Origin of the sequence: Amycolatopsis granulosa (assembly GCF_011758745.1) — a bacterium.
Taxonomy (GTDB): Bacteria; Actinomycetota; Actinomycetes; order Mycobacteriales; family Pseudonocardiaceae; genus Amycolatopsis_E; species Amycolatopsis_E granulosa.
The window spans coordinates 1182372-1196210 of sequence record NZ_JAANOV010000001.1 but is presented as its reverse complement, the minus strand read 5'-3'; the positions used below and the strand labels follow the sequence as shown (position 1 = coordinate 1196210).

Sequence of the window (13839 nt, the reverse complement as noted above, 5' to 3'; positions counted from 1 at the left end):
TCGGTATCAGGAAGGGAGGCGCGCGATGACCGTGCTCCTGCGCGAGGCGATCGGCGACCGGCTCCGGCACGCCCGCACCAACAAGCGTCGCACGCTGCGCGACATCTCCCGCGCCGCCAAGGTCAGCCTCGGCTACCTGTCCGAGGTGGAGCGCGGGCAGAAGGAGGCGTCCAGCGAGCTGCTGGCGTCCATCTGCGAGGCGCTCGAGCTCCCGCTGGCGGAGCTGCTGAGCAACGTCGCCGCCGACATCTCCGCGCTGGACAGCGTGGACGTGCCGACGATGGCCGAGACCGCCGACGGCGAGGGCCGGGCGCGGCGGAGCGAGGAGCCGGCAGGCCCGGCCGGGCGGCTCGAGGGCGGGCGCCTCATCGAGGGCATGATCGGCAACGACCTTACGGACCTGCGGGTTTCCGGCCAGCGGGTCGGGCCGTCGCTGCGCACCACGATCCACGCACCCAAGATGGTCGCGGCCTGATCGGTCAGGCCGGCCAGACAGATCGGATCCGGAGCCACCGTCCGGGCGTCCCGCGCCCGGGCGGTGGCTTTCACGTGTGCGCATCCGTAGCCCCCGGTCAGGGTAGTCCCGGAAAACCCCCGGGGTCGCCTGGAACACCCGCGCGCGACCTGACACGATGGAACCCATTCCGGGGTCGGGGCGTTGCTCGGACAGGGGAGTGTGCCGCCGGCCCGACCATCGGCGACACCCAGGCAGGGATCTAGAAGGCAGGCGGAGGAGATGGCCAACCCTTTCGTGAAGTTCTGGAAGTACCTCATGGCGTCGTTCTCGTCGAAGATCGACGAGCACGCCGACCCGAAGGTGCAGATCCAGCAGGCCATCGAGGAGGCGCAGCGCAACCACCAGGCGCTCTCCCAGCAGGCCGCCGCGGTGATCGGTAACCAGCGGCAGCTGGAGATGAAGCTCAACCGCCAGCTCGCCGAGGTGGAGAAGCTGCAGGCGTCGGCGCGTCAGGCGCTGGTGCTGGCGGACGAGGCGCGCGCCAAGGGGGACGAGCAGAAGGCGCAGCAGTACGAGGTGGCCGCCGAGTCGTTCGCCACCCAGCTGGTGACGGCCGAGCAGAGCATCGAGGATCTCAAGACGCTGCACGACCAGGCACTGCAGGCCGCGGGGCAGGCGAAGCAGGCCGTCGAGCGCAACTCGGCGATGCTGCAGCAGAAGCTGGCCGAGCGCACCAAGCTGCTCTCGCAGCTGGAGCAGGCGAAGATGCAGGAGCAGGTGTCGGCGTCGCTGAACCAGATGTCGCAGCTCACCGCGCCGGGCAACACCCCGTCGCTGGAGGAGGTGCGGGAGAAGATCGAGCGCCGCTACACCACCGCGCTGGGCCAGGCCGAGCTGGCGCAGAACTCGGTGCAGGGCCGCATGCTCGAGGTGCAGCAGGCCACCACGCAGATGGCCGGCAGCTCGCGGCTGGAGCAGATCCGGGCCTCCATGCGGGGTGAGTCGGTGGCGCAGGTCACCTCCGGTTCCGGCGAGAAGGCGGCCTCGGCCGGCGCGGACATCCAGCGTGAGATCGAGTCGCGCGTCCAGGCCGAGCAGCAGCAGAAGAACCAGGCTTGAGCGGGTAGGCGGTGATCTCGCGGATGTCGGGGACGTCGGGCAGGCGGGACTTCGCGCAGTTCCAGGCGAAGCTGGAAAAGCACATCGAGCGCCTGCCCGACTACGCGCAGCGTGCCCAGGAGAAGCTGCAGCGGTACCTGCCGCCGGAGCAGCAGGGCACTGGTGCCGCCACCCGGCCCCGGGTGGTGTCCCAGGCGCTGCCGGTGCTGGCGGAGGCCCGCTCGAAATGGGTGGCGTGGAACTCGCCCGAGGCGCGGCTGGTTCGGAGCAAGCGGCGGACGTCGCGTGCACTGACCCTGTGGATCATGGGTGCGGTGCTGTGCGTGCTGTGGGTCGTGATCGGCTTCCTCGGGCTCGCCGGGGGCGTGGTCGATGCGCTGCCTGGCCTCTTCGGGACCGTCGTCTTCACGACGCTGTCGGTGCGGTCGGGGCTGCGGCTGCGGCAGCTGAACCGGACGGTGCTGCCGGTCAGCACGGCGCCGCCGTCGCTGCCGCCGGCCCGTTCCGTGGCGCGCGCTCCGATGCGCAAGCTCGCCGAGTGCGAGGCCACGCTGGCCGACCTGCTGCGGCAGCTGTCCGAGCCGTCGGCGCTGGGTGCCGCGCCGGTGCCGGAGTACTCGGTGGCCGACGCCCGGTCCACGGCCGCGGAGGCGGCCACGGCGCTGCGGGCGCTGGCCCTGCGGATCCAGACGATCGAGCGGGCCCGCGATGCCGCGCCGGCGGGCGAGCGGGCCGCGCTGGACTCGGCGCTCGGGACGCTGCGTGCGCAGCTCGAGGACGGGGTGGAGAACTTCGCCGCACTGGTCGCCGCGGCGGGCCGCGCCGTGGCCGCCAGCAGCCACGGCCTGGCCGATTCACGCCTGTTCCTGACCGATGCGACCGACCGGCTGGCCGGGCTGGCGCTGGCGCTGCGCGAACTGGCCTGACCTGCGGCGCCCGGCAGGCGAGCCGCGCCGTGCTGTCCGGACCGGGCACTGTGGATTGTGGACCGCGTGTCGCGACACGAGATCTCGCGCGTCAGCCGGTGTGCTCGGCGTTCTCGGGTGCGCGGGCACCGGCCAGCGTCCGGTTGAGGCGGCGCACCAGCCCGGGTCCGTGCAGGGCGAACGCGGTGTAGACCTGGATGAGGCTGGCCCCGGCGTCGAGCATCCGCTGCGCGTCGTCGGCGGTGGCGATGCCACCGACCCCGATGATGGGCACCGCACCCGCGGTCTGCTTGTGCACGAAGCGCACCACCTCCCGCGCCCGCTCGGTCAGCGGCCGCCCGGACAGCCCACCGGTTTCCGCGCCCAGGGCGGCCTCGGCGGTGGCCAGCCCGTCCCGGCGCAGCGTCGTGTTGGTCGCGATGATCCCGGACACCCCGTGCTCGTCGCACACCTCCAGCAGCTCCGCGAGTGCCTCGTCGGTCAGGTCGGGCGCGACCTTGACCAGCAGCGGTGTCGCCGGCTTCCCGGCGGCCGCGGCCAGCTCCCCGCCGGTGCGGGCCAGCTCGGCGAGCAGCTCGGCCAGCGCCGACCGGTCCTGCAGTGACCGCAAGCCGGGGGTGTTGGGGGAACTGACGTTGATCGCGAAGTAGTCCGCCCACGGGTACAGCGCCCGCAGCGACTCCTGGTAGTCGGCGACCGCGTCCGCCAGCGGGGTCACCTTGGACTTGCCGATCGACACGCCCAGCGGGATGTCCGGTTTTCCCTTGGCGGCCAGTCGCGCGGCGAGCGCGGCGGCCCCGGAGTTGTTGAACCCCATGCGGTTGATCACGGCGTCGCTCCGCGGCAGCGTGAACAGGCGCGGCCGGGGGTTGCCGGGCTGTGCCAGCCTGGTCACCGTGCCCACCTCGACGAAGCCGAACCCCAGCGCGGGCCACGCGGCGAGCGCCCGCCCGTCCTTGTCCATGCCGGCCGCCAGGCCGACGGGATTGGCGAAGCGCAGCCCGAACAGCGTCACCGGGTCCGCGACGGCGAACCGGCGCCGGACCGCGGCCAGTGCGGGCGGGACGTCGGACAGCCGCGCGAGGACGGCCAGGGTGCGTTCGTGCACCCGCTCGGGGTCGTTGCCGTTGAGCCGGTAGAGCGTGGGACGGATCAGCCTGTCGAAGAGCACGGTCCCATCTTCGCTCAGCGCCGGTTCCACTCCGACGACAGCATGGCGTAGACGAGTTCGTCGGTCCATTCGCCCTTGACGAGCTCGTTCTCCCGCAGGTGCGCCTCGCGCCGCATGCCGAGCGCCTCCATCAGGGACGCCGAGGCCACCTCGCGGCTGTCGCAGCGCCCGTAGATGCGGTGCAGGCCCAGCTCGTCGAAGCCGAGCCGGAGCAGTTCGCCGACCGCCTCCGCGGCGTAGCCCTTGCCGTGGTGGCGGGGGTGGACGGCGACCCCGATCTCGCCGCTGGCGTGCTCACTGCTGGCCCAGCGCAACGTGAGGTCACCGATCAGTTCGCCGGTGTCGATCAGTTCGACGGCGAGGGCGAGGTACTCGCCGGGCTCGGTCAGCGTCGAGCGGGCGATCTTGTCCCTGAGCGCGGCGGCGGTCGCGGCCCGGGTACGCGGCTCCCCGAAGAAGTAGCGGGTCACGTCCGGGTGGGACTGGAACGAATGGAGTGCGTTCAAGTCCGACTGCGCGAACGGACGGAGGATCAGCCGTGCGGTTTTCAGCGGGTACGCGGGCTGCAGCACCGGCGAAGAATAGCGCCTCACGGACGATTACCGCGGGCTCTTTCGGGCGAATTAGGGGATTGGGGGGAACCCCCGGCGCGACTCCCGACCGTCGTCAGTCGTTCGGGCCCGAGCCGGACCAGTGCTCGGAAACGCCGGGGGGCGGTGGCTGTCTGGTATTCACCAGCAGTCCAGGGTGTGGCATCCGCTAGCGGACAGCCACCTCACGAGTCCCGTTGCTACACAACTTTGGACCACCTCCTTTCCCGTGTACCAGCAACGCTAGGCGCGCCGGTGCCGCTGCGGCAACCGGATTTCCGCGGCGGTCGGCGTGGGCGTTCTCACCCGGTTCGCGGACGACAGCGGGAATGGGCTGATCCGCCCAGGTGTACCCGATCGGGTGGCCAAGGCGCGGCTACCGGGCGTCCGGCACCGCGCGGCTGCGCGGCTGCGGCGACGGCCCGCGCTGGCACCGCGGGCAGAACCAGGTCGGCCGTGCCTGCACGTCGCGGGGATCCCGGCCCTGGCCCGCCACCTGGACCCGGGTCCCGCACCGGAAGCAACCCTGCCTGGTTCGCTCGTACACCCAGTTGCGGCGTCCGCGGGTGAGGTCGCCGGTGGTGCTCTGTTCGTGCCGCCAGGCGTTGGCCAGCAGCAGCTTCCGCGCCAGCCGCACGACCGCAACGGCGTCCACTTCGGACACCGGCGTCCAGGGGGTCACGCCGAGCAGGAAACAGATCTCGCACTTGTAGAGGTTGCCCACCCCGGCCATCACCCGCTGGTCGAGCAACGCCAGGCCGAGTTCGCGGCCGGGTTCGGCGGCCAGCGCCGCGATCGCGCGGGACTCGTGCCCGGCGCTCCACTGTGGATCGAGCAGGTCCGGTCCGAGGTGCCCGACCAGCCGGGACTCCTCTGCGGTGGGCAGCAGTTCCAGGTCGTGCACCCGGAACCCGACCACCTGCACGCCGCCGGCCTCGAGCACGACCCGCGCGTGGTGGGCCGGGTGCCGCCAGCGCGCGCCGGGCCGGGAGATCTCCCACGCGCCGTCCATCTTCAGGTGGCTGTGCAGGCTCAGCTCCCCGGAGAAGCGGAAGAACAGGTGCTTGCCGACCGTGCGCACGCCGAGCACCGTCGAGCCGGTCAGGTCGGCCGTGGCGAGCGCCGGGTGCCGGAAGTTGGTGCGCGTCAGCACCCGGCCCGCCAGCGCCTTGCCGACCTTCTGGCCCGCCAGGAAGACGGTGTCACCTTCGGGCATCGTCCGCGGTCCGCGCCGTCCGGCCGGCCGGGTCGCCCGGATCGTGGTCGATGCGGTGCCGGCCGGCGCGGTTCGAACGCAGGATCTTGGCCAGCACCATGTTGAAGGTCAGCGCCACCTCCTGCGCACCGGGGGAGTGCCACTCGTGGATCGGGCTGCACGCGCCCTGCGCCTGCTGCACCGCGAGCCGGTCCGGGATCGCGGTGGGCATCACCAGCGTGCCGAAGGACTCGCGCAGCTCGGCGATCCGGAACTGGTGCTCGTGGGAGCGCGGCCGCAGCCGGTTCACCAGCACCCCGGCCGCCTTCAGCTCCGGATTGTGCTCGTCGCGGATCCGCTCGATCGCCTCCAGCGCCCGCTGCGCGCCGCTCACCGCGTACATCGTCGGCTCGGTCACCAGGATCGCGCTGTCGGCGGCGACCAGGGCCGACTTGGTCAGCCGCCCGAGCGAGGGCGGGCAGTCAAGGATCGTCAGCTCGTACGGGCGGCCGCGCAGCGGGCGGTCGTGCAGCTCGTCCAGGGCCCGGGAGAGGTGGCCGACCTTGTCGTCGTCCGGTCCCGGCTCGTTGAGCAGCTCCAGCTCCTCGGCCCCGACCAGCACGTCCACCTCGGGGCTCCACGCGCTCGGCGCGACGGCCCGCTGCAGCACCTCGCGGACCGGGGCGGCGAGCACATCGGCCAGCGTGGCCGTGGTGTAGGGCGGGTCGAGGGTGGCGGTGGCGTTGCCCTGCGGGTCCAGATCGGCCACCAGCGTCCGCGTTCCCCTACGCAGCGCAGCCGAAGCAATGCCGAGCGCGACGGTGGTTTTGCCGACACCACCCTTGAGGCTGAGTACGGCGACCGTGTGCACGGTTGCGAGCGTAGCCGGAGTGCCACGCCGGGCCTCCGGACCGGGCTCACTACGCTGTCCGCCATGCGAACGGACACCGGGACAGCGCGCGGCTCCGGCACGGTCTGGCGGGCACTGCGGGCCGAGCTCGACCGGGCGCGGGAGCGAGGGACCCGCGAGCCGGCGGTTGTCGACGTCGGTGGTGGCAGCGGGGTGTGGGCGGTCCCGCTGGCCGCCGAGGGCTGCCGGGTGACGGTGGTCGAGCCGAGCCCCAACGCGCTGGCGACCCTGCGGCGGCGCGCCGAGGAGGCCGGGGTCGGCGCGGCGATCACCGTGGTGGCCGACGACACCGACGCGCTCGCTGCCCGCATCCCCGCGGAGTCGGCGGACCTGGTGCTGGCGCACGGGCTGCTGGAGGTGGTCGACGACCCGGCGGCCGTCGTCGCCGCGATGGCCGGCGTGGTCGCGCCCGGCGGCGCGGTCTCCGTGCTGGCCGCCAACCGGCACGCCGCGGCGTTGCACCGCGCGCTGAGTGGCCGCGTGCGCGAGGCGCACGCGCTGCTGACCAGCTCCGAGGGGGTGCTCGCCGACGACGGCGAGACGCTGCTGCGGCGCTTCGACGCCGACGGCCTGCGCGGCCTGCTGGCCGGTGCCGGGCTGCGGGTGGAGCTCCTGCAGGGCGACGGCGTGGTGTCGGACGTGCTCGGCGAGGTCGGGTCGGAGCAGTACTCGGCCGACGACCTCGCGGATTTCGAGGCCGCCGCGGGCGCGATGCCGCCGCTGCGTGAGCTGGCCAGCCGCCTGCACCTGCTGGCTCGCCGCTGACCGGAATTGTCGGACCCCCTGCGTAGGCTCGTCCGCGATGGGTAGGAATGCGGCGCTGCCGGCCGGGTACGAGCGGTTCCGGGTGAGCGCGGGGCACACACCGGACGACACCGGCTGCGGGCTGCTGCACGTCGACATGGACGCGTTCTTCGCGGCCGTGGAGCTGCGCACCCGGCCGGAGCTGGTGGACCGGCCGGTGATCGTGGCGGGCGCCGGTCCGCGGTCGGTGGTGACGTCGGCGAACTACCCCGCGCGCGAGTACGGCGTGCGGGCGGCGATGCCGGTCGCGGTGGCGCGCCGGCTGTGCCCGCACGGGGTGTTCCTGCCGCCCACGCCGGGGCTCTACGGCGAGGTGTCGAAGGGCGTCATGGCGATCTTCCGCGAGCTCACGCCCCTCGTGGAGCCGCTGAGCCTGGACGAGGCGTTCCTCGACGTCGGCGGCGCGTTGCGGCGGCTCGGCGAGACTCCGGCGGGCATCGCCGCGCTGATCCGCGGGCGGGTGCGGGCCGAACACGGCATCACCTGCTCCGTCGGCGTGGCCTCGGTGAAGTTCGTGGCGAAACTGGCCTCCGGCATGGCCAAGCCGGACGGCGTGCTGGTCGTGCCGGCCGGGCAGACCCTGGAGTTCCTGCACCCGTTGCCGATCTCGGCGCTGTGGGAGTGGGGCGCAAGACCGAGGAGAGCCTGCGGCGGCTCGGGCTGGCCACCATCGCCGACATCGCGGCGGCACCGCTGCCGCGGCTGCGCAAGGCGGTCGGCAACGCGAGCGCGGAGCACCTGCACGCACTGGCGCACGGGCGCGACGAGCGCGGGGTCGTGGTCGGCTCGCCGGAGAAGTCACTGGGCGCCGAGCACACCTTCGACACCGACCAGCGTGAGCCACGGGTCCTCGAACGGGAGCTGCTGCGCCTGGCCGAGCGCGTCGCGGCGAGCCTGCGGCGCCGCGGGCTGCGCGGCCGCACGGTGTCGATCAAGGTGCGGTTCGCCGACTTCCGCACGATCACCCGGTCGCGCACCCTCCCCTCCGCCACCGACGTCGCCCGCGTCATCCACGCCACGGCCGTCGTGCTGCTGGCCGAGGCGGCCGCCGGCGCGCAGGTCCGCCTCCTCGGTGTCCGGGTGGAGGGGCTCACCGGCGAGGCCGAGCCGGAGCAGCTGACGTTCGACCAGCCCGCGCCGCGGTGGCGCGACGCGGAGGTGGCGGCCGACGTGGCACGGTCGAAGTTCGGTTCCGCGGCGGTGCGCCCGGCTTCGCTGCTCGGGGGAAACCCTGATCCCTCCCGGAGGGAACCCTGAGCCGGGTGAAACGTTGGGCCAGGAGACGGCGACAGCACGGCTGAAGCCACCAGCGCCCAGGACAACGGGGAGATTTTGAGCCGAACGGGGCACAGGATGACGCGGGATCGGGTAGTCCTGATCGCGAAGGACTCGTATCCTGGAGGGTGACACCACTAGGGGTGTCTGTTGGGTCCAGGACGTTGCGCGGCCCGGCGCCCGCGACAGCTGTGCCGGAGGAGGAAAAATGCCACTCTCCGAGCATGAGCAGCGGCTGCTCGACCAGATCGAGCGCGAGCTCTATGCCGAGGACCCCAAGTTCGCGTCTACGGTGCGTGGTGCCCGGTTCCGCCGGCCCGCCCGCCGGCGCCGAATCCAGGGGATCGCGCTGTTCGTCGTCGGTGTCGCCCTGCTCGTACTGGGTGTGATGGTACGGGCCTTGTGGGTCGCCGACGTGCCGTTGATGAGCGTGTTCGGTTTCGTCGTGATGTTCGCCGGCGTCGTGCTCGCGGTCATGTCCGGCCGTGGCGGGGGCGAGGGCAAGGGCGGCGCGAAGGGCGCCAAGGCGAAGAGCTCCTTCACCCATCGGATGGAAGAGCGGTTCCGCCAGCGCTTCGAGGAGCAGTAGTTCTTTTTCCGGGAAGTGCCTGCGCCCGTGCCGGGGCGCAGGCATTTTCACTGGGGTGGGCGGGTGCTCGCGCGAACCGTCACGGTCCAGGCGGCCGGGCGGTCCGGGACGCGCTCGCCGAGCGCGATCAGCGCGCAGGACCGGCCCTGGTCGCGCAGTGACTGGGTGACGGTGGTCAGCCCCGCCCGCGCCGAATCCGGATCGTCGTCCCAGCCGGCGACGGCCACGTCGGCCGGCACGTGCAGCCCGCGGCGGCCGGCGGCGTCGAGCACCGCGAACGCGAGCTGGTCGCTCATGGCGACCACGGCGTCGGCGCCGGTGTCCAGCAGCGCGTCGGCCATCGCGGCTGCCTCCGCCCGGTCGTTGCGGGAAGCGATCGCCACCGTCAGCGCGCCGGGGTCGATGGCCGCGTCGCGGCAGTGGTCGTGGATGCCGCGGAGCCGGTCCCGGGTCACCGGGAACTCCACCTCCTCCGGGTCCGGCCCGGTTTCCAACCGCGGCCGGCGGTCCCGGCCGAACGGGAAGCTCAGCACGGCCGGGCGGCGGGCGCCGCGGAAGGTGTGTGCGGCGAGCTCGCGGGCGGAGGCGCGGTTGCCGATCGTGATCAGCCGCGCGCCGGGGATCGCGGGGCCGCCGTGGACGGCGACCGGCTTGCCGAGCCCGGCCAGCACCGTGAGGACCGGGTCGGCGTCTGCCGTGGTCCAGACGATGTACCCGTCCACCGAAGCGGACCGGACGCGCTCGGCGTCGGTGTCGGCGCCCGTGGTCGGGATGAGGTTGAGACCGGTGCCGCGCTCGCGGCACACGTCGGCGACGCCGGTCAGGAAGCCGCGGGCCTGGGGGTCTTCGAAGGCGTACGCGAGGTGTTCGCCGAGGACGACACCGATCGTGCCGGTGCGGCGGCGGCGCAGCGACCGCGCGGTCGGGTCGGGCCCGCGGTAGCCCAGCTCGGCGGCGACCGCCCGCACCCGGCGGAGGGTGTCCGGAGCCACCCGGTCCGGCTGGTTGTAGCAGTACGACACCGTCATCGGCGAGACGCCGCTGCGGCGAGCCACCTCCGCCATCGTGACGCGTCGCGATTCGGGACTGGACATGCCGTCAGCCTAGATGTGTATCGTTACACAATGCGAGTCGGAACCCCGTCCCGGACCGGGGTGGCGCTGGCCGCCCTCAGCGCCGCCTGTTTCGTGTCCGTGACCTCGGAAAACCTGCCGGTCGCGCTGCTGCCGCAGCTCGCGGCCGGGTTCGCCGTGTCCGAGCCGGCCGTCGGCCTGCTGATGACCGGGTACGCCCTCGTCGTCGCGATCTCGGTCGTGCCGCTGGTCGCGCTCACCGTGCGCTGGGACCGCCGGACGGCCGCGCTGGTCACGGTGGCGGCGGTCGCGGTGTCCAACCTGCTGCTGGCGGCCGCGCCCGGATACGCCGTCGCGGTGGTCGCCCGGCTCGTCGCCGCGGCCGGGCACGGCGTGTTCTGGTCGGTGGTCGCGGCGATGGCCGCCCGGCTGCTCGGGCCGGACCGCGCCGGCCGCGCCACCGCCGTCGTGTTCGCCGGGAACTCGCTGGCGTTCCTCCTCGGGCTGCCGCTGAGCTCGTGGCTCGGCGCCACGATCGGCTGGCGCCCCACGGTCCTCACGGTCGCCGCCGCCGCGGCGGTGTCCGCGGTGGTGATCCGCCTGACGGTCGATCCGATGCCGGCCGGCGCACCGGCGGGACCGCACGGAGCGCTGAACCGCTCGCTGTGGCCGGTCAACCTGGCCACGCTGATCGTGGTGACCGGGCACTTCGCCGCGTTCACCTACATCACCGCGATCATCGCGGAGTTCGCCCACCTCACCGGCCCGGCGACGTCGGCCCTGCTGTTCGCGCACGGGGTGGCCGGCCTGCTCGGGCTGGTACTGATCGGGCGCGGGGTGGACGCCCGCCCGCGGGCGACCGCGCTGCTCGTCACCGCCGGCCTCGCGGCGTGCATGATCGTGCTGCTGGTCGCCGGTTCCGGCGCCGTCGCGGGAGCCGCGGTCGTGCTGTGGGCGCTGCCGGCCGCCGGGATCGGGGTGGTGCTGCAGGCCGCGGTCCTGCGCGTCGCCACCCACCCTGATCTCGCGTCCGCGGTCTACATCGTCGCGTTCCAGATCGGCATCGCCGCCGGTGCCGGCGTCGGTGGCGCCGCGCTCGGCCACGGTGCGCTGCCGCTCGCCGTGACCGTCGCGGCGGTGTGCGGGCTGCTCGCCACCGCCGTCGTCAGCCGGTCACGGGCGTTCTGCCGGACGCGGTGATCCGTCGCCTGCGGAGCACCGAACGCGGGAACAGCCGTCCCCGCCAGGACATCGGCGCGTTGCGCTCCAAGCTGCGCTGCAGCCCCTGGAACGCCGAGGCGAAGGTCTCGTCCATCGCCTCGGCCGGGGAGTACCACGATCGCTCCACCGCACCGATCACCGTGCGCAGGTGAGCCTTGCCCTCGTCGTCGAGGTTGTGCTGGGTCGCGAGCTTCTGGGCCGCCGCACGGACCGTGTCGCTCGGCGGGACCGGCGTCCCGCGGTCGATGCACTCGTCCATCAGCTCCGCCCAGGCCGCGTCCGCCGCACCCGGCCGGCCGTCACCGATCGCGGTCAGGCGGCGGTGCCGGTGGATCTCCCGCACCACCGCCGGGGCCAGCCCGGCCACCGCGAGCAGCAGCAGGACCAGCGCGAGCACCCAGTGCACCAGCCAGGCGGCCAGCACCACGGCGACCAGCCACGCCCCCGCCGAGGCCAGCGGCAGCCACGCGGCCGGCCTGCCGCGCAGCTTGCGGATCGCCACGAACGCGCCGGCGGTCAGGGCCAGTGCGATCAGCACCAGCACCAGCGCGGTCCACCCGGTCCAGCCGGGTGCGCTACCGGCCGGCGCGGCCTCCGTGGCACCGGGATGGGCCGCGCTGCCCTGCGTCTCGGGCGCACCGCTCGGGGCGACCCGGGTGGTGGACACGCTCGGCACGTCCTCGTCCTCGGAGCCGGTGGACCCGCTGGAGGTGGCGCCGGACTGCAGGTACGGCGGCACGTAGCCGCGACCGTCCGAGCGTGGCGTGGGGTCGAAGCTGACCCAGCCGAGGTCGCGGAAGTACACCTCGACCCACGCGTGCGCGTCCTGGGAGGTGATCAGCCGTGCGTCGCCGTCGGCGTAGCCCGAGGTGAAGCCCACCGCCACCCGCGCCGGCAGGTGCAGCACCCGCAGCATCACGGCCATCGCGGAGGCGAACTGCTCGCAGAACCCGCGCTTGCCGTTGAGCAGGAAGTCGGCGAGGGCGTCACTGTCGGTCGCGGCGGCCGTCGCCGTGTCGTAGGTGAACCCGTTCTCGGCGCTGAAGTACCGCCAGATCGCGCTCGCCTTGTCGAAGTCGGTCCGCGCGCCCGCGGCGAGGTTCTGCGTCAGGGTCACCACGCGCGGGTCGACGCCGCTGATCTGGCTGTAGGTCGCCGGGATGTCACCGCCGCCCGCGACGGCCGACTCCAGCCGGTCCTTCGACGGCTCGGCCAGCGACGCGGACTCCAGGTACGGCGCGATGCGCTGCTTGCGCTCGCTGAACACCGCGCCGCTGCCCGGGTCGTAGTACCAGCCCGGCGGTACGCCCTGCAGGCCGCGCAGCTGCCCGTACACCGGCATCCACACGTCCACCCAGTTCAGCGGCTCGACCTGGATCTGGCGCGCCTCGCCGGCGCCGTCGTCGCCCGGCGCGGCCGGCAACGGCTGGTTCGCCGGGAAACCGGCGGGCATCGGGCCGTCCGGGAGGCTCCAGCCGCGGTTGGGCCGGTAGGTGTCGAGCGTGAACGCGCGCAGCAGGCGTTTGTCGTTGCCCAGGCCGCGGACGCGGAACAGGTCGACCGTGGTGCCCTGGTCGAGCATGCCCCGCAGCGAGGTGAACGGGTTGACGCCCAGCCCGCCGGATCCGGCTCCCGCGCCGCTGCGGCCGCTGCCCGGCAGCCGTCCGACCGTGCCGACCGCGGTGACCGCGCTGCCGGCGACCAGGCCGAGCACCAGCGCCACCGCGATCACGGCCACCGGCGCGGACGCGGCGGCCGGTGCGTTGCCGAGGCCGGGGGAGTCCCGGTTGCGCCAGCGGCGGTGGCGATGGTTGCCGTCCACCGCGAGCAGGCCGGCGAAGGCCGACGCGCCGAGCACGAAGGTCCACCAGGGCAGCATGCCGTCGGCCAGCGAGGCCGGTACCGCGTAGACGCACAGCAGCACCAGGCCGGTGGCCGCGGGGGCGGAGGCGGTGACCGTGAGGGTGTCCACCAGCACCGCGACCAGCCCGATCGCGATGGTCACCAGGCACAGGATCGGCGGCGTCGCGTCGACCGGCGGCAGGCCGCTGCGGATCTGGTCGAACGCCGCGGTGAGGACGCCGTTGAGCTCGTCGAGCGCGGTCGGCCCGGGGATGACGCCGACGATGCCGTTGCTGGTGAACACGCCGGTGATGAGCAACAGCAGCACGACGAGCTGGGCCAGCCCGACGACGACGGTCGGGGTGCGCACCGCCCGCAGCGCCAGGCCGGTGGCGGCGACCAGGACGACGGCGACCGTCACGTACCCGAGCCAGCCCACGCCGCCGACCACGCCGGTCAGCGAGGTCGACGCGCAGAGCGTGGCCAGCCCGGCCGCCACCGGGGGCAGGATCGAACCCCGCCACTGGGACGGCTCCACGACGCGCCGGCTGGGCTGGTGCAGTTCGGGCGGGCCGGGCGGCGGCGCGTCCGGTCCGCCGGCGCCGGCTGGACGGCCGGTCCCGGGGCTCACGGCGTTCCCCCGCAGGTGCGGTGCGGGGTCGCGGCC

The 13839-nt window shown here is 73.6% G+C and carries 12 protein-coding genes and 1 pseudogene; 7 read left to right on the top strand and 6 right to left on the bottom strand.

Annotated features, from left to right (window positions below; translation table 11 throughout):
- Positions 1-25: 25 nt before the first annotated feature.
- The 3 genes from FHX45_RS05805 to pspM all read left to right on the top strand — a co-directional run bounded on the left by FHX45_RS05805 (position 26) and on the right by pspM (position 2502).
- A complete protein-coding gene (locus tag FHX45_RS05805; RefSeq protein ID WP_167097339.1) occupies positions 26-475 on the top strand; it encodes a helix-turn-helix domain-containing protein in 450 nt (149 codons plus the stop codon).
- Positions 476-736: 261 nt separating this feature from the next.
- A complete protein-coding gene (locus FHX45_RS05800; protein WP_167097337.1) occupies positions 737-1576 on the top strand; it encodes a PspA/IM30 family protein in 840 nt (279 codons plus the stop codon).
- A 23-nt stretch (positions 1577-1599) separates the two neighbouring features.
- Positions 1600-2502 (top strand): phage shock envelope stress response protein PspM, encoded by a 903-nt coding sequence (pspM, locus tag FHX45_RS05795; RefSeq protein WP_167097335.1) that lies wholly within the window; start codon positions 1600-1602, stop codon positions 2500-2502.
- 91 nt (positions 2503-2593) lie between these two features.
- Here pspM and FHX45_RS05790 read toward each other — a convergent pair whose 3' ends face one another.
- From FHX45_RS05790 to FHX45_RS05775, 4 genes are all read right to left on the bottom strand, one after another.
- A complete protein-coding gene (locus tag FHX45_RS05790) occupies positions 2594-3673 on the bottom strand; it encodes a quinone-dependent dihydroorotate dehydrogenase (RefSeq protein ID WP_167097333.1) in 1080 nt (359 codons plus the stop codon).
- Between the two features lie 14 nt (positions 3674-3687).
- Entirely contained in the window at positions 3688-4245 is a 558-nt protein-coding gene (locus FHX45_RS05785; protein WP_167097331.1) for a GNAT family N-acetyltransferase, read from the bottom strand.
- A gap of 394 nt (positions 4246-4639) precedes the next feature.
- Positions 4640-5479, bottom strand: coding sequence for a DNA-formamidopyrimidine glycosylase family protein (locus FHX45_RS05780; RefSeq protein ID WP_167097329.1), 840 nt, complete (start codon positions 5477-5479; stop codon positions 4640-4642).
- Positions 5466-6329: an AAA family ATPase gene (locus FHX45_RS05775; RefSeq protein ID WP_167097327.1), complete on the bottom strand. Its 864-nt coding sequence runs from the start codon at positions 6327-6329 to the stop codon at positions 5466-5468. The genes FHX45_RS05780 and FHX45_RS05775 overlap by 14 nt, the downstream gene beginning before the upstream one ends.
- A 63-nt stretch (positions 6330-6392) precedes the next feature.
- Here FHX45_RS05775 and FHX45_RS05770 point away from each other — a divergent pair, with 63 nt between their 5' ends.
- From FHX45_RS05770 to FHX45_RS05760, 3 genes and pseudogenes are all read left to right on the top strand, one after another.
- The gene (locus tag FHX45_RS05770; protein WP_167097325.1) at positions 6393-7133 is read left to right on the top strand and encodes a class I SAM-dependent methyltransferase; all 741 of its coding nucleotides are present in this window, start codon (positions 6393-6395) and stop codon (positions 7131-7133) included.
- 37 nt (positions 7134-7170) lie between these two features.
- Positions 7171-8429 (top strand): annotated as a pseudogene (gene dinB / locus FHX45_RS05765) (DNA polymerase IV).
- A gap of 226 nt (positions 8430-8655) precedes the next feature.
- Positions 8656-9036 (top strand): DUF3040 domain-containing protein, encoded by a 381-nt coding sequence (locus tag FHX45_RS05760; protein WP_167097323.1) that lies wholly within the window; start codon positions 8656-8658, stop codon positions 9034-9036.
- Between the two features lie 47 nt (positions 9037-9083).
- Here FHX45_RS05760 and FHX45_RS05755 read toward each other — a convergent pair whose 3' ends face one another.
- Entirely contained in the window at positions 9084-10130 is a 1047-nt protein-coding gene (locus tag FHX45_RS05755) for a LacI family DNA-binding transcriptional regulator (protein ID WP_243868930.1), read from the bottom strand.
- A gap of 30 nt (positions 10131-10160) precedes the next feature.
- On the opposite strand from FHX45_RS05755, the gene FHX45_RS05750 reads away from it, so the two are divergent.
- Complete coding sequence (locus FHX45_RS05750) at positions 10161-11309, top strand: MFS transporter (protein ID WP_208405814.1); 1149 nt, start codon at positions 10161-10163, stop codon at positions 11307-11309.
- On the opposite strand, the gene FHX45_RS05745 is transcribed toward FHX45_RS05750, so the two are convergent.
- Positions 11275-13803: a transglutaminaseTgpA domain-containing protein gene (locus FHX45_RS05745; protein ID WP_167097321.1), complete on the bottom strand. Its 2529-nt coding sequence runs from the start codon at positions 13801-13803 to the stop codon at positions 11275-11277. The two genes, FHX45_RS05750 and FHX45_RS05745, sit on opposite strands and share 35 nt — an antisense overlap.
- Positions 13804-13839: the final 36 nt, after the last annotated feature.

Bases quoted from the DNA above. Each gene is read 5' to 3' on its own strand.
- FHX45_RS05750 (WP_208405814.1), top strand. From the start codon at position 10,161: ATGCGAGTCGGAACCCCGTCCCGGACCGGGGTGGCGCTGGCCGCCCTC.
- FHX45_RS05770 (WP_167097325.1), top strand. From the start codon at position 6,393: ATGCGAACGGACACCGGGACAGCGCGCGGCTCCGGCACGGTCTGGCGG.
- FHX45_RS05800 (WP_167097337.1), top strand. From the start codon at position 737: ATGGCCAACCCTTTCGTGAAGTTCTGGAAGTACCTCATGGCGTCGTTC.
- FHX45_RS05805 (WP_167097339.1), top strand. From the start codon at position 26: ATGACCGTGCTCCTGCGCGAGGCGATCGGCGACCGGCTCCGGCACGCC.
- pspM (WP_167097335.1), top strand. From the start codon at position 1,600: ATGTCGGGGACGTCGGGCAGGCGGGACTTCGCGCAGTTCCAGGCGAAG.
- FHX45_RS05755 (WP_243868930.1), bottom strand. From the start codon at position 10,130: ATGTCCAGTCCCGAATCGCGACGCGTCACGATGGCGGAGGTGGCTCGC.
- FHX45_RS05780 (WP_167097329.1), bottom strand. From the start codon at position 5,479: ATGCCCGAAGGTGACACCGTCTTCCTGGCGGGCCAGAAGGTCGGCAAG.
- FHX45_RS05760 (WP_167097323.1), top strand. From the start codon at position 8,656: ATGCCACTCTCCGAGCATGAGCAGCGGCTGCTCGACCAGATCGAGCGC.